We start from the raw sequence: 23,369 nt of genomic DNA, 5'->3' as shown, positions 1-23,369 counted from the left end.
TTAAAACACATTTATTGTACATACTTTGTCTTCTTCACAAAGCTTAATATGATGAAAGAAATAAGGAAGAATATAGCTAAAAACAATACAGACCATTGCATTGAACCTGTAATAGAATTTAACAACCCAAATACAACCATTCCCAAAACAATGGCAACTTTCTCAGTAACATCGTAAAAACTAAAATACGTAGCTGTATCTTCTGTTTCTGGCAACAATTTAGAGTAGGTTGATCGTGATAAGGACTGAATCGCGCCAAGTACTAACCCAATCAAACCGCCTAAAGCATAAAAATATATTTCGATGTTTTCTTGTGTTTTACTAAGCGAAAAAGCTACAAAACAAACTACTCCCCAAATCACAATTGTAATTTTTAAAGCCGTTATGTTTCCACGTTTTTTTGAAATATTTGAGAAAATATATGCTCCAAAAATAGCAACAACTTGTACTAATAATATGGCACCAATTAAGTTTGTTGTTGGCAAGCCGAGTTCTGTACTTCCAAAAATTCCTGCCATGTAAATAATAGTTTGCACACCCACGCTAAAAAAGAAAAATGACACTAAAAACGTACGCAATTGTGCATAGTTTTTTAATTCTTTCCACACTTTTCCTAGTTCTTTAAAACCACTCGTTAAATAGCCTTTTTGTGGTATTCGAGGGTTTTCATTTTTTGGGAGTTTCTTATACGTTATTTGTGCAAAACCTAACCACCAAACTCCAACAATTATAAAAGAAATACGTGTTGCAAGCCCTTTATCTATGTCAAACATTTCATGACCTTCTATGAGTACCAAACATGCAATAAGCAATAGAATAGAACCGATATAGCCCATTATAAAACCTTTGGCGCTTGCTGCATCTTGCTGTTCAGGATGTGCTACTTCGGGTAAATATGCATTGTAAAATACAATACTTCCCCAAAAACCAATCCCTGAAGTTATAGTGAGTACAATTCCAATCCACAAAGATGGTTCGTCTTTAAAAAAGAATAATCCCATAATAGACAATGATCCTAAAAGACAAAAGAATTTTAAAAATTTGAGTTTATTTCCTGTATAATCTGCAATTCCTGAAAGTATTGGAGATGTAAAAGCCACAATCAACATAAAAAAAGCAATGGTATAATTATACAGTGTTGTAGGATCCCATTCGGTTCCTAAGAAATTGATTTTTTCGTTAAAAAATGCTATCGCATAATTAAACAACATCTTCATATCCCAATCAACTCCTAAAGAAGCAATATTTTCTTTAAATCTAGATTGTGCAAATGCTCCAGTAACTGTAGCATAATAAATTGGAAACACTGCTGTACTTATCACCAATGAATATACTGAGTTAGCCCAATCATAAAATGCCCAAGCTCCTATTAGTTTTTTGTCTCCTTTTTGCAATCCTGTTGTTTTTCCCATATTGTATAAAAAATAAAAAGCTGTCCATACTTAGTATGAACAGCTCCTAAAATACAGATTTATTTTTGAATCCGTTTTTTTTATATCTTTTTATAATGTAAAATTAATTACTAAAAGTTTTTTATTGGTCTAAATTGAGTTACTCCAAACTTTCTAGCTTCCGTTTTTGCTTGTGCAGCTTCAGCCTGTAAGTTTTTTACACGTGTTGCGCTTGCTGGATGCGTACTTAAAAATTCTGGTGGTGCTTTTCCTGCACTTTTTGCGCCCATACGCTTCCACAACTCTGCTGCTTCATCTGGATTGTATCCTGCAATTGCCATTAAATAAATTCCAATTTTATCAGATTCATTTTCATGCGCTCTACTAAAAGGTAACATTCCTAATACATTTGATCCTACACCGTAATATTGATTAAAAGCTTGGCGCGATTTATCATCTTTAATTGCAATGTTTCCTGCAACAGCAAGTCCTTGTTGTAAATATGCAGCACTCATACGTTGCTGTCCATGATTTGCTAATGCGTGCGCAACTTCATGTCCCATTATAGCCGCAATTGCAGTTTCATTTTGTGCTACATCTAAAATTCCTGTGTAGAATACAATTTTTCCACCTGGCATACACCAAGCATTCACAGCCGGATCGTTTACCAAGTTATATTCCCAACGATAATCTTTTAAATATCCTTGCTGACCGTTTGCGTCTAACCAACGCTCTGCCGCTACAGCAATACGTTCTCCTACTCTTTGAATCATTTCTGCTTTGGCAGTTCCTTTAATTACTTTATTTTCAGTCAAAAACTGATCGTATTGCGCAAAAGCTGTTGGAAATAATTGTGCATTAGATACAAACGCCATTGTTTTTTTTCCTGTAAACGGGTTTGTAGCACAAGACAGCATGAATACAAAAACTGATAATGCGATTACTTTCTTCATGTTCTTTCTGTGTTTTTAAGTCTTTATTATACTATTTGAATTTTGTATTGGTTCTTACAAAATTAGCGATTATTAAATAATTCACATAAAACTATAAAATGTATTTCCGAAGCTCGAAAATTTATCTCAATTTTGAATGATCTTAGATATCTTACCAAAAAATGAGTCAAACTGCACCAAATTTAAAGCCTGAACCTGCTGTACAAGTTCCTAAGCCTATTTTATATACTGGACGTTTTTTACAATTTATTTCAACCTCACTTGCTGCTAAATTTGGGAAACGCCTTTTTATTACGCCTATAAAACACAAAATGCCAAGACGTGAATTTCACATGGATAAGGAATCTAAACAAACCTTAATGCATATTCCAGCTATTGGTAAAGATATTGTGGTGTATTCGTATGGAGAAAGTGACAAGAAGATTTTGTTAGCACATGGTTGGAGTGGTCGAGGAACGCAATTGGTTAAAATTGCAGATCATTTTGTGAAATTAGGATATCAAACTGTCAGTTTTGATGCGCCTGCACATGGAAAAGCACCAGGGAAATTAACATCTATGCCAGAGTTTATCGCGTCTATTCATGAAATAAATAAACATTTTGGCTCTTTTGAATTTGCTATTGGACATAGTTTGGGTGGAATGTCTTTATTAAATGCAGTTCGTGAAGATTTTCAAATAAAGAAACTAGTCACTATTGGTGCAGCAGATATCATTACAGATATTATTCTTCATTTTACACGTACGCTTACGCTGAAAGATATTGTGGCAACAAAAATGAAAGCTATTTTAGATGAAAAATTCGGACGCGATATCGATTATGCTTCTGCCAGTTATGCTGCGAAAGAAGTACACATTCCGACTTTAGTCATACATGATGAAAACGATGCAGATGTACATGTAAATTGCGCGTATGCTATTCATGAAGCACTTTCAAATGGTAGTATTCACATAACGCAAAACTTAGGACATCGCAGGATTCTTGGAAATCAAGAAGTCATTGAGATGGTTGAAAGTTTTTTGTTGGAGGATTCTTAGAAACGCTTCACTTTACTTCTACTCCGCTTAGTGCGAGTGCTCTTAGATTTTTATATCAATGCTCTTGAAAAAACTTTGTGCTCTTAGAAAGTAAATTTTATATCAAGAACAGCTTTGAATTTCATACTATTCTTCACTGTTCTCGAACTCACGTTAAATAAATAACTATGCAATTGGAACTGGACATGCTATATTCCTGTAACTTTTAGGATATTGACAAGGTCCTATATTTCCTTGATAGCCTGGACAGGTTTCACGATCTGCTGCAAACGTAGGACACACATATTGTGTTCCTCCTGTAATTTTTTGTTTTGATAAGTTTGAAATAACGTTTCGTTTTAGTTTTAAACTTTTAAGATTCTTTTTTTTCATGATTGTATATTTTGGTTATTACGTAATAAAATACTACAAAACTAGCATCCACTAAAATAATTGTGACGAATACAGCATTTTTGTGATAAAAATTCTGTGAATTAAAGTCTATCTTACGATTACAAAAACTTATGAGAAGTTTGTGAGAAGGTTCAAAACAGCTTCTCATTGCGATTTTTTAATAACTGTTTTTACCATTAAGAGTTCATCATAAACCTTCATTTACATAGCAATCCCTAACAATTACTTTTTTTTCATAAATTGTAGGTGAAATCGTTTTTCAGTTATCACTGGTTATTTGATAAAAGAATAGCTGGCACTCCTATTAACTCTTAATTCTTATTCAATGTCATCTTCTAAAAAAACTAAAACCAAAAAATCTAAAAAAGTTAAAAAGTCTAAAAAAATAAAGAATAAAAAAACTACATCTAAAGTTTCAACGTCAAATACAATTACAAAACCATCATATATCATTCAAGATTCGGAAGGAACTGTATTAAAACGCAGTTTTGTGGGTAATTTTAAGTTCACCGATTTATTTAAGAATATAAAATCTCCTGCCATTGATGCATACGTTTTTAAAAATGTTTTGGTAGCACTAAACTTAGAAGATAATACAATCACATTTACAGGAGATCTTAGGATGTCTGGAGCGTTGACTAAATTCAAAAGTTATTTTGACACAAACGCTACCATGCCAATGAAAGCTATTTTTAAGACGAGTGCTACCAATCTAAAATCTAAAATTTCTGTTGAAGAAATGGATTTTACGGCTACCGCTACATTCTTTAAACGTGTATTTACTGGCGTAACTATGACTGCTGCTACTATGCAGCTTAATTTAACCCAAGAAGAAGGTTCTTGGAATATAACACCTTCTTTCACTGGAAAGTTTGATGTAAACAATGTTACAGATGCTAAAAATGCAAATCTTACTTTTTCGCTGACTTTACAAAAAAACACACTCATCATTAATGCAAGTGGCGCCAATTTACAAGGAGCCTTTGGCATTAAAAATCTGCCATTAGAAAACATCTCAATTACTGGTAAAATAGGTCGCAAAAAACTACTTACGTTTAGTGCAGAACTAAACGCTGCCGCAGTCGTGTTTAATTTTGCTGGAATTATAAAACCTTCCGCTGTTGGTATTAGTGCACAGGCAAGTTCTTTTACCATGAATCAGTTGAATAGTGTATTTCAATCGGCATTCCCAGATTCTTTAGAGGTACCTTCTTTTGATGTCACATTTGAAAACACCTTAATAGCTTTGGCTAGTGATGAAGTTACTATTGATGGAACCGATTTTGAAAAAGGATTCACACTTCAATCTACCATTACAGCACATTCACATACCATAGATACTGAGGCGCAAATATCAACTTCAGGCGTAACGTTTGATGGTTCTATAACGGACTTAGTGGTTGATGAAATTACGATCTCAAAAGCTAGTTTAGATTTTGCTATTCACACAGCTTCATCTAATAAGCCTACATTCTTTGAATTTTCAGGAAAGTCTACCATAAAAGGAATCGGTGTTGATTGTGGTGTGTATTTTGAAAAAGCAACAAATTGGATTACTGTATTATTTGCTACATTCGATTTAGAAAATTTCAAATTCTCCGATGTAAACACCTTTAAACCAGCAAAAGGAACCATTATAGATGATTTAGTTTTTACCGAAGCTAATTTTATTTATGCTTCTGCAGATTGTTCTATAAAAATAGAAAATGAAAGTGTTCATGTTCAAGAAGGACTTCAACTTAAAGGTGTTATTGAAAAAGTTCCACATTTATTTGATCTTACACATAAAAGTGGTGGAAAAACGAATCAGCCAAAAACAGACCCTAGTCAAGAAGGCTTAGTACTTACAGCACACTTTGGAGAAACCGATGATATTACAATTGCAATTCCAGATACCTCAATAAAATTAACTTCATCTGTAAAAACGGAACCATTTAAAATAAGAATTGTCATAGAGCCCGACCCACAACTAGAACTTATATTTGGTATTCAAGTGACGGTTCATGGACAAAAACAACCGCTTATATTTGACATGATATTAGACATTGATGCCGCTGAAGTATCTGGCTCAGTATCTATGCTAAATCCTTGGAGAAACGCTATGGGAATACATAGTGTTAATATTGGAACAAAAAAAGTTCCGCTCGCATTAGGTCTTACCATTAATCCTGAAGAATTTTTTACTACAGGAATTCCTGAAGCCTTCAGCATGTCAGGAGGTCTTAAAATTGCAGATACTACCGTTGCTATGGCTGTAAAAATTGCTGAAGATCCACTAGAAGAAATTGTTATGGGAAAATTAGAGAACTTAAATCCTTCTCAATTAATCAATTTTGCAGCTAAAATCATGCCTGTAAAAATCCCTACAGTTCCTACGTTCTTCACAATCAATACGCTAAAATTATACTGCGCCCCAGCTGGTGGATTTATTGGCACTAAGTATTACAACCCTGGATTTAGTTTTGATGCCAATTTGGTCTTCTTTAAAAAGACAGTAGCTATGTATTTTGATATCTCTGAAGATGGAGTTGCAGCCAAAGGAGAAATGGAAGGATTTACATTTGGAGCATTAACTGTTACAGGAGCAAAAGGAAAAGATGCTCAATTTGATTTTTCTTTAACAACTACAGATCAAAAGCTTAAAGTAAATGCTGCTTTTATGTTTTTAGATATAGAAGAGTTAATTTATATCAATATTACAGATGATAGTTTGGCATTTAACTTTAAACAAGAGTTTGGACCTATTGCTAAATACTCTATACAAGGACAAAGTGCTGGTGATTTAAACACTCCATCCACATTGAGTTTTGGTATGAGCGGTACTATGCAAAATGATGTTTTAAACTATCTTAGTTCAACATTGAAAACCAGACTCAATTCTACCGTAAAAAAAGCTGATACTACATTTACGGATGCTCAAAACACATTAGCTAAAGCAAAGAAAAAGTTTGACAAAGTCTTAAACGCTGCTCAGTCTGCACTAAAGAAGGCTCAAATTAAATATAAACAATTAGTGGCAGAGCGAAAAGCAGCCCTTCAAAAAGCTAAAGATCAGCAACCAATTATTGCCAAAAAAGCTCAAAAAGCTGTTGCTAATGCTGAAGAGAAATACACCAAAACTATTACTGAATTAAAAACTGCTTTAAAGAAAGCAAATAAAGCATTCAATAGTGTCAGAGGTCCTTTAGTAGATGCTGAAAATAGAGCTTACACAATTTATAGTACCGCTTTACAGAAAGCCCAGAACACTGCTAATCAAGCTTATCATACATACCAATTAGCCTTAACTGAAGATAAACAAGAAGTTGTAAGGTGGCAAAAAAAATTAAATTATTTAAAAAAAGATTACTACCATTTCGGAACAACTTTGGCTGCTTACGGAATTGCAGAAGGGTATTTAGAAGCTGTAAAGCTTGAATTAGAAGCAACGTCGAAATCTTCACAATGGGTTGCAAATAATATTGCACAAAAAGCACTAAAAGAAGCAGAAACAGGCACCAATTACCAAAATTGGCAAGCAGCAATGAGAAGTGTAAATGCTTTGGCTAACTCTGCTGAGAAAGAAGCAGTATATGCAGCAAGTCAAGCTTTAGCAGCAGCTAAATCTGGACCAGTATATGAAGCTTGGAAAGATGCGCAAAAAGCAGCAGGTGTTCTTGCTACTAAAAGTTTAGCTGCCATTAATAATGCTAAAGCTTCATTAAATGATGTAGAGAACACTTCGGAACATAAGGCTCTTGTAGCTGCCAAAGCTGCCTTAAAAGCTATACAAAATGGTGTTGATCATGAAGCCTATGTAGATGCCCAAACTGCCTTAACTGCAGCTAAAATGGATACGCAATTGATTCGAAATTTAGGCGATTATCTAGCAAAGCAAATGGGTACTATTATCAATGTAACTAGCTTTACATTTAAAGGTGAGTTAGCTGTTGTTCAAAAAAATAGCTATTTCAATGCTACAGTCGTAGTAACATTAATACATACAAATCATACGTGGGAAATAAACTTTAACCCTAAAAAAGTGGAAGACTTTATTTCAATAGTCTTTAATAAGGTAATAAGTGGATTGGAAGCCTTAGATTCATAAATAAATGCTTTTATACAAGTTATTCAAATGATACAAAATAGCCATTATCGTAGCTATTAATAATGCAACAGACAATCGCTTTGAAATGGGTTTGAACTTGAATTTTTAATAAATCATAAACAAAACTAAAGCTACAGTTATTGGTATTTTAATACGAAGTCTAGAAAAAGTAGTAAACTATTTTCGTAATGATTCATTTTTTGTTGCGACAGACCATTTGTATAAAAAACCATATTTTTAAAGTATAATTTGCTTTGACAATTTAAAAGAAGAATAAATGAAAAAGATATTTTTAATCGCACTAGTTGGTATGTTGTTTAGCTGTACTACTTCAGCTCAAAAACAACAAGAGAAGAACGCAAAAAAAGAAACGTTTAGCGTTACAAAAACTGAAGCAGAATGGAAAAAACAATTAAGTGCTGAAGCATTTTATGTTTTACGAGAAGCTGGAACTGAACGTTCATTTTCAAGTCCGCTGAATAAGAATTATGCTAAAGGAACCTATCATTGTGCAGGCTGTAACACACCTTTGTTTAAAAGTGACCATAAGTTTGATTCTGGAACAGGTTGGCCAAGTTTTGATAGAGAGATTAAAGGAAATGTAGCCTACAGCACAGATCATAATATTGGATATGCACGTACGGAAGAACATTGCGCAACTTGTGGCGGACATTTAGGTCATGTTTTTGATGATGGTCCACGAGCAACTACAGGAAAAAGACACTGTATTAATGGTGTTTCTTTGAAGTTTGTTCCTGAGAAATAGACTTCTTCACTTCGACTCCGCTCACTGTGAAGCTTAGATTTACTTAGATTGTTAGAATATTAGATTTATTCACTAAAACTGACTTAGATTTTATGGAAAATTTATTAGAAGAAATATTGGGTTGTAGAATTTGCCAAGATCATTTGCAACTTGGCGTCAATCCTGTTTTGGCTGCGCATGAATCTTCTAAAATTATATTAATTGGTCAGGCTCCAGGTTTGAAAGTGCATCAAAGCGGAATTCCTTGGGATGATATGAGCGGAAGACGACTTCGACAATGGTTGAATGTGTCAGATGAAATTTTTTATGATGCGAAAAATATTGCGTTGATTCCGATGGGATTTTGTTATCCTGGAAAAGGAAAGTCAGGCGATTTACCACCACGAAAAGAGTGTGCAGAAGCTTGGCACGAACAATTGATGGCTAAGATGCAAGAAGCAGAATTGGTATTGCTTGTTGGGCAATATGCACAGAAGTATTATCTAAAAGAAAAAGCAAAAAAGAACTTAACCGAAACTGTTTCTAATTACGAAAGTTATTTACCTACATATTTTCCATTACCACATCCGTCACCGAGAAATCGTTTTTGGCTGAGTAAAAATCCTTGGTTTGAAGAAGAAGTAATTCCGAAGTTGCAAGCTGAAGTTTCTAGATTACTTAGACATACTTAGACTTGCTTAGACTTGCTTAGACTTGCTTTGCTCTTAGATCGCTGACGCTCTTAGTATGTTAATAGGCTTTTACGTTTAATATTTCAACTTCAATTTCCCAAACGNNCTGTTCGAGTGTTTTATCGAAATAAAATGGAGATAAAATGTATCGAGAACTACTTTCTTGTTAGACGCGCTTTGCTTTTAGATCGCTGACGCTCTTAGAGTTTTTCACTTCGACTCCGCTCAGTGTGAAACTTAGACTTGCTTCGCTCTTGGGCTTTCCCTCGACTCCGATTAGTATGAAAAATTAATTTAAAATTTAGCATTCAAAATTTACAATTACACACACAATTCATAGTGCTTTTTTAATATCTTTACTTCTATGGAGAAGCGCTATTTTGTTTTAAAGAAAGGGTATTTAAATATTAATGAAGATTTTTTCTATTTCAGCGATCATGGAAATTGGGAAACTTGTGAAATTCTGGAAGAAACAGAGAATCCGAAATTGACTCTTTTTTATGTTTCCAATCATATTATTCAAGTTGTGTATACCATTCTTGCAATAGCTTTTGTTTTCCTTTTAATTCGTAACGAAATAAATTTCTCTGGCAGCATTTTACTTATTGGAGTCATTATACACTTTATTGATCGTCGGTATAAAATAAAGTATTTCAAAATTCCGCTTCATAAAATTGAACACATGTCTTTACATGGTGAAAAACTCACTGTTCAATTCGCAAATAGTAAGAATCAATCCATTGAACATACTGTGAGTTTAGATGATCGAAAAGAAACCAAAGATCTTCAAAACTATTTACAGGAACATTTTAATCATAAACTTCGCATTGTATGAATTCCGTAGCCGAAAATTATTTAGATAGTACCAAGAAACAGTTTGTTTATTATAAAAGTTTGGGCGATAAAACCTTTGCACAATTAAGCGATGAAGAAATTCACTGGCAACAGAATGAAGATAGCAACAGCGTTTCTATTATTGTGAAACACATTGTTGGAAATATGCTGAGTCGTTGGACAAATTTCCTTACGGAAGATGGCGAAAAGGAATGGCGCCATCGCGATACCGAGTTTGAAGCTACCTATAAAACGAAAGCCGAAATGATTGCCGCTTGGGAACAAGGTTGGAAATGTTTGTTTGATGCGATCAATCCGTTGCAAGCGACTGATGTTTCCCGAATTATTTACATTCGGAATCAAGGACATACGGTTTTGGAAGCCATTACGCGTCAACTGTGTCATTATCCGTATCATATTGGACAATTGGTGTATGTTGCCAAATTGATTCGTTCTGACGAATGGAAATCATTGTCAATTCCGAGAGGAAAATCAGCTACCTATAACACAGATAAATTCAGTAAAGAGAAGAGTAAGAAGCATTTTACGGATGATTTGTAGACTGTCTTAGACTTGCTTTGCTTTTAGATCGGCTTTGCTCTTAGACGCGCTTTGCTTTTCGACTTGCTTCGCTCTTAGACTTGTTAGACTGAGCCTATCAAAATTGTTACCAATACGTAATTTCTCTGGTTTCTATAAGATACGGTACTCCCGTTTTACTTTTTGCAGGATCGTTGTTTACAAAAGTTCTTTTTTCAATCCAGTTTCCGTGATCGTCAAATTTATAGGTGTAACTAAGCGTTCTTTTTAATGCTGACTTTTCGTAAAAACTCATTTCAACTATATTGTACTGTTCATCATATTTAGTAACCATGTCTAAAAATACTTCTTCGCTTGCAGGAATGGTGTAACTTTTTCGTTCAACGCGAATATTGTCTTTATATTTATATTCCTCTTTAAATTTGATGCTGCCCATAGTAGCTTCATGCGTTCGTAAATTTCCAGAAGTATCATAGGTATTTGATTGCGTATTTTCGTAATCATTTTTATCTGATTTTTCTATAATTTTAGTAATTTGACCTTGATCATTTACTATTGTTTGTGAAGTCATTACGATTGTATCTTGATGTTCTACAACCATACTCTTTACGGTGTTTTTCTCAGTATCATTTACTAAAAGCACCTCATGTAAAACAGTTGCATTTCGAAAAACTTTTTTATGTGTTAGTAAACCATCTTCATTATACGCATTCAGTTCACGTAGTTCATTATCTTTATTGTTTGAAAACGTACGTGTTTTATATTCTACTAGTAAATCAGCATCATTATAACGATATACACTGCGTGTTTCTAATCTGCCACCATTATTAAATATTTCTATTCTTTCATAATTGCCAGCTTCGTTAAAAGTGTATACAGCATTTACTTTTGCTTCTTGAAATTTATTTTTTTTACTGTTAGAAACATTCGCAACCTTTTTTGTAAAACTTTGTACATTTCCGTATAAATTATAGGATTGTAAATTATTTTTAAAATCAGTGTATTTAGGAGTTTTCTCGGTTTCTTTTTGACAACTCATCACAATAAATAACAGGCAAATAATTGGAAGTATTTTTTTCATAAAGTGTTTTGAATTTGGTACTACATCGGTTTTACAAATTAAAAGTATATTTAATGTGTAGTCGTTTTTATGATTTCGTTTCACAAAAAAACAGTTTTTAAACTTTATAATGTCGTATTCATGTGAAATTTTACCATAAAAAAAGTCCAAACATAGACAGTCTGGACTTTATAAATACAAAGTTATTTACGATGTACTACTTATACAATTGAATGTTTAAATACTTTTATAGGATCTTCTCCCATTATTTTTTCAATTTTAGCATGATAGATGTTTGCTATTTCTTTGTAACCTGAGTTTTTTAGGTGAATTTCATTATCCCATTGCGATTCGTGTGGAAATTTGTTACGCAATTCAATGTGATGAAAGTTTTCGTATTGCATATCTAAATCGATCAACATTTCATTAAACTCATCTACCAAATATTTTATAATTGCTTTCTGCTTCGTTTTTTGACCAATTTGTTTAGCTGCAAATGAAGGCAATAACCACGGACCTTTTATGTTTCTAAAGATAAAATTATAGCCTTTTCCATTCACTTTCGCATAATCATAACCATCCATTAATATATTACAGTTTACATTGGTGGCACGAACCGATTTTATAAAAAACTCAATCGCGGTTTTCATTTCTACCAAACGTGCTTGAAAAATTTCTTTATTAACTAAACTCTGAGGATTTGATACACTATGATTCAAATACCCTAAAATTTCACTTCCTACAATATCATTTCCTCCTGCGCTAAATAGTACAATTCTTGGTTTGTGTTTTCGGATAGAACTCAATGTTTTTTGTAATGATATAGCGCCTTCATTTGTATACGTATTTCGACGTTTTTTAACTTCAGTTCCATACACCATATTTTCTAAGGTGTCACCAGCTTTTGCGTATTTATCAACGGCATATCCTTTTTTAATTAAATAATCGATGACATCTTTTCGAAACGGATAGTCGAACCATGAATCACCTTCTGCCACGATTGTCAATTCTTTTGGATATGTTTTTTTTAATCTTTTTTGAGAAATCCGTACCTGATCTTGTTTGAATTTTTTGAGTTGTTGTGACATGGTTTAAATTTTAGTAATTACTTAAAGTTAAGCTAATTATTTAAAAATTCCTTACGGTTTTTCTCAATTATTAGTAAGAATTTCTGTTTTTACGAAAGAAATAATTTTAGCTCTGATATACTATACAAGTAAATTTAAACATATTAAAAAAGCTCCAGAAAAGATCTGAAGCTTTGATTTAAATGATTTTCGTAAAACAATCTCTCTTTAAATGTTAGCTATTATCACTACTTACACCATGATCATTACAAAATATTCCATCAGAACAATTCACTATTGATTCACATTTTGTAGGTTGTGTACAATTTTTACCGATTGATAAAACACCTTGTCCAGCATTGGTAGCACCACCATTTATTTTACTGACCGTAATTTTCTTGATTGCTAAATTTTTTAAACTCTTTTTTTTCATAATTAAACTATTTTTCACCTACTCTATTTATTAATTGGCTTTTCGGTTTCCACCTTTAGAATAATTGAGTACTTGTTTTAATGCCGTTATCTACCTAACAAAGAGTAGAATCTTGATCATTACAGAATATAGCTCTTGAATTTCTTACAGAACCACAATATGTGGGCTGCGAACAGTTTTTACCTATCGAGAGTACTCCACTATTATTAGCGTCCGTAGCTCCTCCATTAATTTTACTCACTGTAATTTTCTTAATTGCTAAGTTTTTTAAATGCTGTTTTTTCATAATTAAACTATTTTTCACCTACTCTATTTATTAATTGGCTTTTCGGTTTTCGCCATTTTTTTGATGTCTTTTAGACATTAACCGCACAAACGAACGTATGCCCAATGGTTAGTACTTGGAACGCAAATACCTTGGCAACAAAACCCTGAAAAACATACACCATTATTACATTTAAGAAGTCCTCCGAGAATTGTACTTTGTTCTGCCTTGGTTAAAGTCTTTGCTATTTTTTTTAAATCTTTCATATTAAAATGTTTTCACCTACTCTTTTTACTATCAGGCTTTTCGGTTTTCGCCTTGAAAATTCATGAATATTGAAAGTGGAAATTGCACCTACATTTCGATGAAACTAAGTACCAATAAATTTTATGTGAAGTCAATAAATGTAATCTTGAATTCTCCGAATTAAACCAAAAAACACAGTATGAAGAGTTTGTTGCTAATCGATCATTCAAATTAAAATTGATCGATAATTAAAAATATAAAACCTTAATTTACATGAGTTTACACATAATCCGTCATGTTTTACATTTCATCTGTTTTTTTGATTTTTAAAATATTTGTAAATTCAATACGTCATATTTTCAGTATATTCAATTCAGTGAATTGGACATGAGATTGTATGAAAAAAGACTCTAATTCTTTTTTCGATTTCTATTAAAAAATGTATAAAGTGTGTAGTATGAAGAGTTTAAAGCTTGTTATTTTATTTCTTTTTTTAGGAATCTTTAGTTACGCACAGCTTAAAAATCCATCTAAAGACCTTTCATATAAAGCGTTAAACGATTCTATAAAAGCTTTCGTTAAGTCAAATGAAAAAAGGCGTTTGTATACAGAAGCCTATTTAACCAAAGCTATCAATAACAATGATTCAATACACATAGGAAAAGCCTATCGTTTTTATGCTCGAACCATCAAATCATTTCCAGATCGTTTATCATACTATGATAGTGCCATTCATTACACAGAAAAATTAAAAGACACTTTATATCCTGCAGTTCTTTATTTGGAAAAAGGCGCCATACTGCATTATCAACGAAAGTATGAAGGTGCATTAGATAATTATTTGCTAGCAGATAAAGCACTGAAACATCCGGAAAGTTTGCTGTTTTACGATATAAAGTTCAATATTGGCTTTATTCAACGAATTATTGGAAACTATGAGGCTGCCTTAAAGTCATTTAATGAATGCATGCTTTTTGAAGAAAAAAAAGCGCATTTGAATAATGGATCTCGCTATCTCGATGCGCTATTTCAAGTTTCGAATGTGTATCGAGAAATGAAGCAATATCATAAATCAACATTAATTAACAAACAAGGAATTCAAAGTGCTTTAAACAGAAATTTGAGCAATCAATATTATGTTTTTGTTTGTAATCAAGGAGAAAATTTAACGCAGCAAGGTAACTATAAAGAAGCCATTGATAGTTTGGAAAAAGCCTTACCACATTTACGCAGTGTCGATCAAACTATGGCTCAATTCTATTTAGGAAAATCATATCATGCATTAGGACAAAAGAAAAAAGCAATTGTGCTTTTTAAGAAAGTTGACAGTGCATTTATAGAAAAGTCTAGTTTATTACTCCAAATTAGAGAAACGTATGATTTTCTTATTCAACACGCCAAAGAAAAAAATAATGAGAAGCTTGAGTTATATTATACAAATCAACTTTTAAAGTTAGACAGTACGTATCATTCTCAATTTAAAAACTTATCAAAAACCATTACAAAAAAATATGACATTCCTAAACTTATTGAAAATAGAGAACGGTTAATTTTTTCGCTTGAAAAAGACAAGCAAGTAATTTCTAAAAAACTAAATATCACTTTTATTTTAGGTGCAACTCTCTCATTACTTTTACTCGTCGGACTCATATACTATTACAGATTAAAGCATACTTACAAAAAACGCTATGAACAAATTAGTAAGAAGAATGAAGCATTAACTCAAGAAATTACGAATGTTACTCAAATCACAGAATCAGAAAAAGATTCTATTGGATTGGATGATGCATCAATTCAAACGCTTTTAAAAAAATTAGAAGTTTTTGAAAATGAAAAACATTATTTAACCAATCAAATTACTTTGCAAGATGCTTCTAAAATTATGGAGACCAATTCAAAATATCTTTCAAAGGTTATTAATACGTATAAAGGCAAATCATTCATCACTTATATAAACGATTTACGCGTTGACTATTTAATAGATCATATTAAAAATGATCCATTGTATAAAAAGTATACCATAAAAGCTATTGCGCAAGAAGGTGGTTTTACCAATTCAGGAGCTTTTTTTAGGGCTTTTCATAAGAAAACAGGATTGAAACCTTCGTATTTCATAAAAAAAACACGGGAAGAAGAGCAAAAATGATCTTCAATTCGTGGAATTGGAGATTATTTCGACCTAATTAATTCATGCACTTTTCAATAAATATGTAGTTTTAAACTGTAAAAATTTCTAAAACATTAGTATCATGAAAAAACAAAAAACAGTACTGCATTTAAAAAAATTTCGAATTGCTAATTTGAATAGATTCTCCATACAAGGTGGTTCTGCTCCAAGCGCTCCTAGTGCTGGTAATACTGATGATACTGTAGATTCAAATACGAACCCTTATAACACATATGAAAACCATGGAAGCTGTGATGGTGCTGGAGGTATGGAAACCAGTTGTGGTACAGAAGGTGTTCCTAAATCATTAAATGAAGAGTGTAGTTATAACAACAATAATACAAATCAAAATGCTAGTGGACTTGACTAAAAACTCATGACTAATTAAGATAGTAAAGTAGCGCATGAAAAAATTAATAAATATTTCCTACTTCCTTATAAAACGAACATTTTGAATTCGTCCAGAAGTAACTTGTATTTCATTGATATTTCCTGCGCTATCCTTTTTAAAGGAAAGGTTGTAATCTACCACTAACATTTCATTATCGCAGACTAACAATCCATTCATTTTTTTCTTCCCAATAGTTACCTCATAGTTTTCTTTTTCTATGTTTTTGATCGTAAACGAAACACCAGTTTCTACATTGTTGAATGAACCGTTTAGCACACTAAAATCAAACGTACTTAAGTCACTTTCAATACGTGTTAATGTGAATGGTTTTACTGAAGGATAATAGGTTGTAATTTCCATGATTCCATCTTTATTCTTTGTAAATTCTTGCTTGAAAGACGCATCGTTCCATTGATGAAAAATATTATTTGCTTCACGCAATAATTTCATGTCATTTCTTCCCGAACGAATCATATATAAGTCTCCTTCACGCTCTTCAAATTTCATAACATAACCACTTTTAGTACGATAAATTCCTAAGACATCCTGATTTGTTACCTTCTCGCCTATTGTTTTAGGAACAATTGGAAAGGTTTCTTTTGAGTCTATTTTGTGAAGTAATACATCTGCCATTTGCAACGTTTGCATCATCGGGTCAATTTTTCCGCTATTAATCATCGTTACAATGCTAAAATTGCCAGTTTCAAATCGTGCTGTAATGGCTTTCCATGCGCCAGTTGATCCAGCATGAAAACAATACAATTCATTTTTATGTTCGCCAAACTCAACGCCATATCCATATTTTTTAATCGTTGTATTTGCTAGTAGTTCTTGACTTTTGATTATGATGTCTTTGGAGAAATTTTTGCTCTTTTTGGTTTGCACTATCTTTTCCCATTGCAATTGATCTTCTAACGTAGAAAATAAATTCCCATCTCCGTGTATATTACAAGTCCAATTGTAAGTTTTCCAAGTATTAAAGTTAAAATACGGCTTGGCTATCTGACCTTTAATGTTCTGAAAATCATTTACAAACGACGTATTTGGCATGTCTAATTTTTTAAAAAGCTGATCTGTATATGCAACAAATGAAGTTCCTGTTACTTTCTCTATGATTTGTGTTAATAGGATATAGTTGGAATTGCTGTATGAATATTTTGATCCAGGCACAAAATTCAAATCCTCTTGTTTTGCTATTAATTCCATTGCGTCAGCGTTGTCAAATTCTTGTTTCCACCAAGTATATCCTTGCAATCTCCATAAATCGTACACATCGCGAATTCCACTTGAATGATTTAATACATGCTTTATTTTAATCGGTTTTTTTATGTTTTTATACAGATTTGGCAGGTATTTTCGAATATCGTCTTCTAAGCTTAATTTGTTGTTTTCTTCCAAAGTTAAAATGGCGAATGCGGTAAATTGTTTTCCATTGGAAGCAATATTGAAGCGTGACATTTCCCCAATATCAAGACTGTCTTTTAAGTTGGCGAATCCTGCATATTTTGTATAGCTAATTTTACCATTTTGTACTATTCCAACGGCAATTCCTGGTCCGCCTTTTGGAACATCTTGTATGGCAATTTTGTTTAATTTATCACGTTGTGAATCGGTTAATTCTTGTCCAAAATTCAGCATTGACGACAAGAGAAAAACTAAGAATATTAAGTTTGATTTCATTAGAATACTGTTTGTGTTTTTTGATACTACAAATGTGGTATTCTTAGTAATACAAAGCGCGCCAAATCGTGATTTGACACTTCTTTTTTAGCTTTTTTGACTGAAATATTCTTTTGGAGTTTTCTTTGTATGCTTCTTGAAAGCTCTGTTAAATGTTGATTTTGAGTTAAATCCAGAATCTAAAGCAATTCCAAGTAAGGTTTTGATATTGTTTTCATTTGAAATTACTTTTTTAATGACTTCCTGCGTCCTATAGCTATTTACAAAATCGTTGAAGTTCATTTTGAATCCTTTATTGATGATGTTTGATACTTTTTTAGGATGCGTATTCAATTTTGAAGCTACATCAAATAAAGTCAAATTTGGATTTATAAACAGCTTCTCAGAAGTCATGAAATGTTCTAACTGTTTTTGTAATTCTTTGTCTGCTTGTGTAATGTGAATTTCGTCTTTTTCTATCGTTTCTGTATCGTTTTCGTTTTCTTCCGCTTCCGCGAGAAAATCTACAGATAAAGTTGCTGCGAGTTGTGGTAAATATGGAAGGTTTATTTTTATGCTATGTACATATCCGCTTAAAGCGATATAATAAAATAAGATTGAAAACGCGAGATAGTACCAATATTTGTTTCCGAAGTTTGCCCATTCAGGATTGAGAATGAAGAATAAAATTCGGATGAGCAATAATCCTAAGAAAGCGATTAAAAATCGTTGAATCCAAGCGTAAAGGATAGAATCTGCAAAACTTACCGTTTCATAGGTTTTCTTTTTGTATTTCGTATAGTGTTTCAAAGATGCAAATAAGTAAAACACCATCATGATAAAACCAGAAACCTGATACCAAAGCGCTAAATCTTTGTCTCTTTCATCCGCATAAAAATAGAATTCGTCCAAAACCATTGTATCTGTAATCCAAATTATCAAACTATATATTCCGTATAGTATTGCAGGAATAAAATGCAGCCAATCTTTCCGTTTAAATGTAAACGAAGGCGCTAACGAACTTTTCACATAGAAATATAGGAAAGGTGGCATCAAAAAAAGCTGCTGAAACGGTATAAAAAACAGCACTTCTCTATGACTTTTTATTCCGTACCAACCTGCATAGCCTAACATAAAAGGCGCAATATACATGGAACATAAAAAGATAAAACCTGCCAACCAAAAACTCGATTTGTGTTCGTTTCGTATGCCTTTATAGAGTAAAAGCAACGTAAATACCAATCCGTGAATAAAGAAGATAAGTAAAGTAGAGCTTTTGAATCCGAAACCGAAATGCATATGATGAGGTTTTGAAAATTTATGAGTTAAATATACATTAAATTACGTCAGGAAGGTTTCGATCATATCGTGTTAAATAATCGATTCTGTTTAAACTGAAAATTTCTAAAAGTTGATCTATGGTCAGTTTTAAATCTTTTATATCAAATGACTGAACACCTTCACTGATAGTTCCAATAATTAAGTCGCGACATCCTTCTTTTCCTGGTATGTATATGATTCGGAAATCTACAATATCGTGCCAAAATATTCGTATTCCATCCAATATAAAACCTTGTTCGTCTGTGCTAAAAAATACATTTTTAGGTGTATATAAATCTATAATCATTCGTATGGTTAGAAAACAAAATGTTATAAAACCTAGGAAACCAAACAATAATTTTAAATTATTACTTTCCGTATTAAATATTATTAGTAAGCATCCTATGAATGCGAACAAAGCAATTAATGTCCAGTCATTTTCATGACTTAATGCTTTTATCTTAATTTTATGTGTGTTTTTCTTTGAATAATATTTAGAATAAAATGGACGATTTGGTAGAATGTAATGCTCTTTTTTCAGATCAAACAGATTGTATTTTTTACGAATATGATCAAGAATTGCATTGTGAAGATCAATTTCTTGACCTTCTACTTCTTCAAAGTCAATGCGAATGGAAGGGCACTCTTTTTCAAAATTGGCAACATCTTTTGTCAGTGCACAGGTAATTCTTTTTGCAGTATCTAAGTCTCTATAATCGCAAATTTTGCAATAGGCAAGTTGGTGTTTTCGTTTATCTGAAATTTGGTTCATGTGCACACATTATTATTTTATCGTATAAACAAAAATAATATTGCTGTAATTCCTCTAAACAATATAGAATTACTCATCTTTTCAACTCTGAGCAATTGTGTAAACATAAATAACAATAAAGGGTGACACAATACTAAAAACCAAAAAAATAGGTTAAAACCGTTGGTATTATTAGCTATTCCAGATTCCATACTGATGGTTTCATGATACGCAAAACAAATCAATATAACAGCAATTATATACACAATACCAAGTATCGAAATTACTTGACAAATTTGCCTGTCTATCTTAAATAAATTTGGTTTAACATTATTAGTGAGTTTTAAAACGATGAAAACCAAAGAATACCCAAAAAAGCCTTGCATTAGGACGTTTTCAAAGATGTGAGTGCTATTTTCTAGAATGTGATACATTAATTATTTTCTAAATTGAGAATCGAAAAATGCTTTCTCCATAACTCTTTTATCCTTCTCATTATTGTAATTGATGATCACACTTAATATAAAACCGTTGATTAGTTTGTTGTAAACTTCTTGGATTAATACAACTTCGTCATTTGGATCATATAGTGTTATGCTGTATGTTTCAAACTCAAATCCATCAATACGAGCCGTTGTTGTAGCAGAAGAATCAACCTTAATTCTTTTACTTCGATACAAATCGTATATATACGACTTTGCTTCTGAACAATTTTGTTTCCATTCACCTTTGAAAGTTTCTTTGAAAGGTTCTGAATTTGACAAAAATAAATTGAATTGATTTTTTTTAAAGCTAATTAAATCTTTTACTTCAGAATCATCTACTTCAATGCCTTTTACTTCCTTGAACGCTTCTTTACCTTTTTCTGTATATTTTTCACTCTGTGCTTTGGAGATAACTTCCCAACCATCAGGAATTAGTATACTCCAACCAATCTCCCTACTTGTATATACTTCATTGGTAACATTTCCTTCATCAATTTGTTTGTTTGGATCTATTTCTTTGCAAGCACATACAAGCATGAAAACACTTAAAAGTGTGAGGTATTTTTTTAATTGCATCTGGTTTTAATGTTTTACTTGTCTATTTCGTTAAATACTCTCTAATGTCTTTAGACCAATATAAGAACAAGAAAATTGCTGCTGGCAATACGACTAATATTGTCCAACTTGTAGAGTAATATTCAGTTTCTGAAGGGATTCTGCTTAAAATAAATAGCATAATAAATAGCACCTGACTTACAGAATAAATGTACAATCCGTTTTTCTTTTTGGATAACATCATAATAGCGCCTATCATGGTTCCTACACATGTGGCTACGTATATATAATACATAAAATCTCCTGCTCCAAAATAGGATAAAACAGTGTCGTAAAAAAGCGATTTTCCCATTGAAAATAACGATCCAATAATGGTAAATACCACAAGAATAGTAAGCATTGTTGGTGCTCCTCTTCTTTCAATATATACTACTTCTTTTTTTTCGTTGGAATCTTCATGCGGTAAAAACTTAACATCAGCTACAGTTTCTTTTTTTGGTTCTAAGGAGTTATTCATATACTATTTTTAAGGTTGTTTTTTGATTATGAAAGATATAAATTAACTTCATTATTCCCAATAGGTAATTTCTCGTAAATTTTCGCTTCGTTTTTTAAACTCATTTGATTTATCGAAAGTTATTTTGCTATACACTATTTGTTTGATCCAATTTCCTTTTTCATCATATTCATATTCATATTTTTCTTCTGTGGTAACTTTCTCGTTATGCTTATATGATTTATAAATTGGATAATGATACTTGTTGTACTTAAAAATCTTTATGCTAGACTTATCTCCAGATTTACTTTGACTGTACGATTTTTGTTCTACTAAAATAGCGCCGTCATATTTATATTCTGTACTATAATTGTTATATGTTTCTTTTATCAATCTTGTTTGATCATCGTATTCAAGTTTTTGAATTGTGTCAATTTCACTCAAAATCATGCTTCTTATTTGAAATGCCAGTTTATCTCCGTGTACATATTGGTTGTCGTATGCTACTTCACTGTTGGTACCATCTGGATATTCGGTGAGTTCCTTTATAGTATTCTCGTGTTCATCATTAAAGAAAGTAACCTTATATTTAAATACACTATCGCGATAAATTTTGAAGGTACTCATTCTTTTCTCTTTATCAAATGCAATGCGTTCTTCGAGTTCAGTGCTTGTTTCAAACAGTGAAGAAGGATCTAATCCAAATGTCTTGATCAGGTTATTATCTGTATCATATTCATACGTAGTACTTTCATCAAATTTTCCTTCATAATCGTATTCTTCTTCCTTTAAAAGAAATCCATCTTTTGAAAATTCTTGTACTTTTACAAGTATTGGAGGCTCCATTTTATCCGAATAAAAGCTCTCAATTTTAGAATTATTGGTGACCACCTTTTTTACGTTTTTATGAAAACCGAAGCGTTCTAAATCATTTTTAAAATCCTCATATACAACACCTTCAACAGGTTTTTGTGTACAACTCACAAGGATCATTACAAGTAAAAAGCAAGCGTGATTTTTTTTCAATATAATTAGTTTTTTGGTTTTAAAAATTTTCTTTTGATGCAAGAAAGATATAAACAATTTAGACAAAACAATAGCCCAGCTATATGATTTATACAATTCAAAACTTGTCTAAAACCTTTATTGCATTATTTCCCACAGAATCTTCACTGTTTATTTCTACGATTTCACAAGAAAGAGAAGCCAGCCAATCCCGATGAATTTTTATAGAACGACCTGTAAATGTTGGATCATCATAACGTGCTGCCCACGCCAAAAATGCTTGCGATCGTTCTTGAATAATGGAATCAGTTTGTAATGTATCTCCATAACGCTCTATTTCACGTTGTTGAAGTCGTTGCATGCGAATTTCTTTGTCTAACGTAACAAAAACGACCAAATCGAATGCAGTTTGCCAATAATTCCCCCAACTGACCAACGAACCGCTGACAATCACATTTGCATGTCTTTCAAAATCTGCTTCTAGATTTTTGGCGCGTACTGCCATTTCTATTTTCTCTTGAAATGGCGGATTTGTCGGTTTCCAATAATAAGCATCTACATCTAAATGCGGAAAAGAAGTCGCTTGCGATAATGCTTTTGCGAGTGTTGTGGTTCCTGAGCCTGAGGCGCCAATGATGAGGAGTTTCATTTTTTTGGGTGTTGGGTGTTGGGTGTTGGGTGTTGGGTGTTGGGTGTTTGTGAGCATAAAAACTTAAGATTAAATTAATAAACTTTTCAAACTTAAAAATGTACTTAGAAACTTTCCTAATACCTAATACCAAACACCCAATACCTGT

The 23,369-nt window shown here is 32.3% G+C and carries 21 protein-coding genes; 8 read left to right on the top strand and 13 right to left on the bottom strand.

The genetic code is table 11. The features are described 5' to 3' along the window. Positions 1–11: 11 nt before the first annotated feature. Both ACRBBL_RS26050 and ACRBBL_RS26045 read right to left on the bottom strand, forming a co-directional pair. Positions 12–1,412: an MFS transporter gene (locus tag ACRBBL_RS26050; protein WP_431372038.1), complete on the bottom strand. Its 1,401-nt coding sequence runs from the start codon at positions 1,410–1,412 to the stop codon at positions 12–14. A gap of 110 nt (positions 1,413–1,522) precedes the next feature. After that, positions 1,523–2,344, bottom strand: a complete 822-nt coding sequence (locus ACRBBL_RS26045; RefSeq protein ID WP_431372037.1) for a M48 family metallopeptidase — start codon at positions 2,342–2,344, stop codon at positions 1,523–1,525. 161 nt (positions 2,345–2,505) lie between these two features. On the opposite strand from ACRBBL_RS26045, the gene ACRBBL_RS26040 reads away from it, so the two are divergent. Next, positions 2,506–3,381 carry an alpha/beta hydrolase gene (locus ACRBBL_RS26040; protein ID WP_431372036.1) on the top strand — a complete coding sequence of 292 codons (876 nt, stop codon included), beginning with the start codon at positions 2,506–2,508 and terminating at the stop codon, positions 3,379–3,381. A gap of 165 nt (positions 3,382–3,546) precedes the next feature. Here the strand turns inward: ACRBBL_RS26040 and ACRBBL_RS26035 are convergent, their stop codons facing one another. Further along, positions 3,547–3,753, bottom strand: coding sequence for a hypothetical protein (locus ACRBBL_RS26035; protein WP_431372035.1), 207 nt, complete (start codon positions 3,751–3,753; stop codon positions 3,547–3,549). Between the two features lie 346 nt (positions 3,754–4,099). Between ACRBBL_RS26035 and ACRBBL_RS26030 the strand changes: the two genes are divergently transcribed. The 5 genes from ACRBBL_RS26030 (at position 4,100) to ACRBBL_RS26010 (ending at position 10,693) form a co-directional block, all read left to right on the top strand. Continuing rightward, the gene (locus ACRBBL_RS26030) at positions 4,100–7,861 is read left to right on the top strand and encodes a hypothetical protein (protein ID WP_431372034.1); all 3,762 of its coding nucleotides are present in this window, start codon (positions 4,100–4,102) and stop codon (positions 7,859–7,861) included. A gap of 277 nt (positions 7,862–8,138) precedes the next feature. Continuing rightward, positions 8,139–8,627, top strand: a complete 489-nt coding sequence (gene msrB, locus ACRBBL_RS26025; protein ID WP_431372033.1) for a peptide-methionine (R)-S-oxide reductase MsrB — start codon at positions 8,139–8,141, stop codon at positions 8,625–8,627. 92 nt (positions 8,628–8,719) lie between these two features. Continuing rightward, on the top strand, positions 8,720–9,298 hold the full coding sequence (locus ACRBBL_RS26020; RefSeq protein ID WP_431372032.1) for a uracil-DNA glycosylase family protein: 579 nt from the start codon (positions 8,720–8,722) through the stop codon (positions 9,296–9,298). Between the two features lie 364 nt (positions 9,299–9,662). Continuing rightward, entirely contained in the window at positions 9,663–10,133 is a 471-nt protein-coding gene (locus ACRBBL_RS26015; RefSeq protein WP_431372031.1) for a hypothetical protein, read from the top strand. Next, positions 10,130–10,693: a DUF1572 domain-containing protein gene (locus ACRBBL_RS26010; RefSeq protein ID WP_431372030.1), complete on the top strand. Its 564-nt coding sequence runs from the start codon at positions 10,130–10,132 to the stop codon at positions 10,691–10,693. Before ACRBBL_RS26015 ends, ACRBBL_RS26010 begins: the two co-directional genes overlap by 4 nt. 106 nt (positions 10,694–10,799) lie before the next feature. Here ACRBBL_RS26010 and ACRBBL_RS26005 read toward each other — a convergent pair whose 3' ends face one another. From ACRBBL_RS26005 to ACRBBL_RS25995, 3 genes are all read right to left on the bottom strand, one after another. Then, complete coding sequence (locus ACRBBL_RS26005; protein ID WP_431372029.1) at positions 10,800–11,753, bottom strand: hypothetical protein; 954 nt, start codon at positions 11,751–11,753, stop codon at positions 10,800–10,802. Positions 11,754–11,953: 200 nt separating this feature from the next. Next, complete coding sequence (locus ACRBBL_RS26000; RefSeq protein ID WP_431372028.1) at positions 11,954–12,820, bottom strand: hypothetical protein; 867 nt, start codon at positions 12,818–12,820, stop codon at positions 11,954–11,956. Positions 12,821–13,034: 214 nt separating this feature from the next. Further along, positions 13,035–13,232, bottom strand: coding sequence for a hypothetical protein (locus ACRBBL_RS25995; protein WP_431372027.1), 198 nt, complete (start codon positions 13,230–13,232; stop codon positions 13,035–13,037). A gap of 968 nt (positions 13,233–14,200) precedes the next feature. Between ACRBBL_RS25995 and ACRBBL_RS25990 the strand changes: the two genes are divergently transcribed. Both ACRBBL_RS25990 and ACRBBL_RS25985 read left to right on the top strand, forming a co-directional pair. Then, complete coding sequence (locus ACRBBL_RS25990) at positions 14,201–15,889, top strand: helix-turn-helix domain-containing protein (RefSeq protein WP_431372026.1); 1,689 nt, start codon at positions 14,201–14,203, stop codon at positions 15,887–15,889. Positions 15,890–15,992: 103 nt separating this feature from the next. Beyond that, positions 15,993–16,280, top strand: coding sequence for a hypothetical protein (locus tag ACRBBL_RS25985; protein WP_431372025.1), 288 nt, complete (start codon positions 15,993–15,995; stop codon positions 16,278–16,280). Positions 16,281–16,337: 57 nt separating this feature from the next. Here the strand turns inward: ACRBBL_RS25985 and ACRBBL_RS25980 are convergent, their stop codons facing one another. The 7 genes from ACRBBL_RS25980 to ACRBBL_RS25950 all read right to left on the bottom strand — a co-directional run bounded on the left by ACRBBL_RS25980 (position 16,338) and on the right by ACRBBL_RS25950 (position 23,221). After that, the gene (locus ACRBBL_RS25980; RefSeq protein WP_431372024.1) at positions 16,338–17,981 is read right to left on the bottom strand and encodes a serine hydrolase domain-containing protein; all 1,644 of its coding nucleotides are present in this window, start codon (positions 17,979–17,981) and stop codon (positions 16,338–16,340) included. Between the two features lie 87 nt (positions 17,982–18,068). Continuing rightward, positions 18,069–19,259 carry a helix-turn-helix domain-containing protein gene (locus tag ACRBBL_RS25975; RefSeq protein ID WP_431372023.1) on the bottom strand — a complete coding sequence of 397 codons (1,191 nt, stop codon included), beginning with the start codon at positions 19,257–19,259 and terminating at the stop codon, positions 18,069–18,071. 37 nt (positions 19,260–19,296) lie between these two features. Next, on the bottom strand, positions 19,297–20,052 hold the full coding sequence (locus tag ACRBBL_RS25970) for a hypothetical protein (protein ID WP_431372022.1): 756 nt from the start codon (positions 20,050–20,052) through the stop codon (positions 19,297–19,299). 416 nt (positions 20,053–20,468) lie between these two features. Continuing rightward, positions 20,469–21,092: a hypothetical protein gene (locus tag ACRBBL_RS25965; RefSeq protein ID WP_431372021.1), complete on the bottom strand. Its 624-nt coding sequence runs from the start codon at positions 21,090–21,092 to the stop codon at positions 20,469–20,471. A gap of 22 nt (positions 21,093–21,114) precedes the next feature. Beyond that, positions 21,115–21,588, bottom strand: a complete 474-nt coding sequence (locus ACRBBL_RS25960; RefSeq protein ID WP_431372020.1) for a hypothetical protein — start codon at positions 21,586–21,588, stop codon at positions 21,115–21,117. A gap of 51 nt (positions 21,589–21,639) precedes the next feature. Then, a complete protein-coding gene (locus tag ACRBBL_RS25955; protein ID WP_431372019.1) occupies positions 21,640–22,593 on the bottom strand; it encodes a hypothetical protein in 954 nt (317 codons plus the stop codon). 97 nt (positions 22,594–22,690) lie between these two features. Next, positions 22,691–23,221 carry an AAA family ATPase gene (locus tag ACRBBL_RS25950; protein WP_431372018.1) on the bottom strand — a complete coding sequence of 177 codons (531 nt, stop codon included), beginning with the start codon at positions 23,219–23,221 and terminating at the stop codon, positions 22,691–22,693. Positions 23,222–23,369: the final 148 nt, after the last annotated feature.

The organism is Kordia sp., from assembly GCF_050633145.1.
Lineage (GTDB): Bacteria > Bacteroidota > Bacteroidia > Flavobacteriales > Flavobacteriaceae > Kordia.
The sequence above is the reverse complement of the archived record's forward strand: the minus strand, read 5'-3'. Positions and strand labels throughout refer to the sequence as shown.

Coding starts and splice junctions, on each gene's coding strand:
- ACRBBL_RS26050 (WP_431372038.1), bottom strand. CDS start 1,412: ATGGGAAAAACAACAGGATTGCAAAAAGGAGACAAAAAACTAATAGGA.
- ACRBBL_RS26045 (WP_431372037.1), bottom strand. CDS start 2,344: ATGAAGAAAGTAATCGCATTATCAGTTTTTGTATTCATGCTGTCTTGT.
- ACRBBL_RS26040 (WP_431372036.1), top strand. CDS start 2,506: ATGAGTCAAACTGCACCAAATTTAAAGCCTGAACCTGCTGTACAAGTT.
- ACRBBL_RS26035 (WP_431372035.1), bottom strand. CDS start 3,753: ATGAAAAAAAAGAATCTTAAAAGTTTAAAACTAAAACGAAACGTTATT.
- ACRBBL_RS26030 (WP_431372034.1), top strand. CDS start 4,100: ATGTCATCTTCTAAAAAAACTAAAACCAAAAAATCTAAAAAAGTTAAA.
- msrB (WP_431372033.1), top strand. CDS start 8,139: ATGAAAAAGATATTTTTAATCGCACTAGTTGGTATGTTGTTTAGCTGT.
- ACRBBL_RS26020 (WP_431372032.1), top strand. CDS start 8,720: ATGGAAAATTTATTAGAAGAAATATTGGGTTGTAGAATTTGCCAAGAT.
- ACRBBL_RS26015 (WP_431372031.1), top strand. CDS start 9,663: ATGGAGAAGCGCTATTTTGTTTTAAAGAAAGGGTATTTAAATATTAAT.
- ACRBBL_RS26010 (WP_431372030.1), top strand. CDS start 10,130: ATGAATTCCGTAGCCGAAAATTATTTAGATAGTACCAAGAAACAGTTT.
- ACRBBL_RS26005 (WP_431372029.1), bottom strand. CDS start 11,753: ATGAAAAAAATACTTCCAATTATTTGCCTGTTATTTATTGTGATGAGT.
- ACRBBL_RS26000 (WP_431372028.1), bottom strand. CDS start 12,820: ATGTCACAACAACTCAAAAAATTCAAACAAGATCAGGTACGGATTTCT.
- ACRBBL_RS25995 (WP_431372027.1), bottom strand. CDS start 13,232: ATGAAAAAAAAGAGTTTAAAAAATTTAGCAATCAAGAAAATTACGGTC.
- ACRBBL_RS25990 (WP_431372026.1), top strand. CDS start 14,201: ATGAAGAGTTTAAAGCTTGTTATTTTATTTCTTTTTTTAGGAATCTTT.
- ACRBBL_RS25985 (WP_431372025.1), top strand. CDS start 15,993: ATGAAAAAACAAAAAACAGTACTGCATTTAAAAAAATTTCGAATTGCT.
- ACRBBL_RS25980 (WP_431372024.1), bottom strand. CDS start 17,981: ATGAAATCAAACTTAATATTCTTAGTTTTTCTCTTGTCGTCAATGCTG.
- ACRBBL_RS25975 (WP_431372023.1), bottom strand. CDS start 19,259: ATGCATTTCGGTTTCGGATTCAAAAGCTCTACTTTACTTATCTTCTTT.
- ACRBBL_RS25970 (WP_431372022.1), bottom strand. CDS start 20,052: ATGAACCAAATTTCAGATAAACGAAAACACCAACTTGCCTATTGCAAA.
- ACRBBL_RS25965 (WP_431372021.1), bottom strand. CDS start 21,092: ATGCAATTAAAAAAATACCTCACACTTTTAAGTGTTTTCATGCTTGTA.
- ACRBBL_RS25960 (WP_431372020.1), bottom strand. CDS start 21,588: ATGAATAACTCCTTAGAACCAAAAAAAGAAACTGTAGCTGATGTTAAG.
- ACRBBL_RS25950 (WP_431372018.1), bottom strand. CDS start 23,221: ATGAAACTCCTCATCATTGGCGCCTCAGGCTCAGGAACCACAACACTC.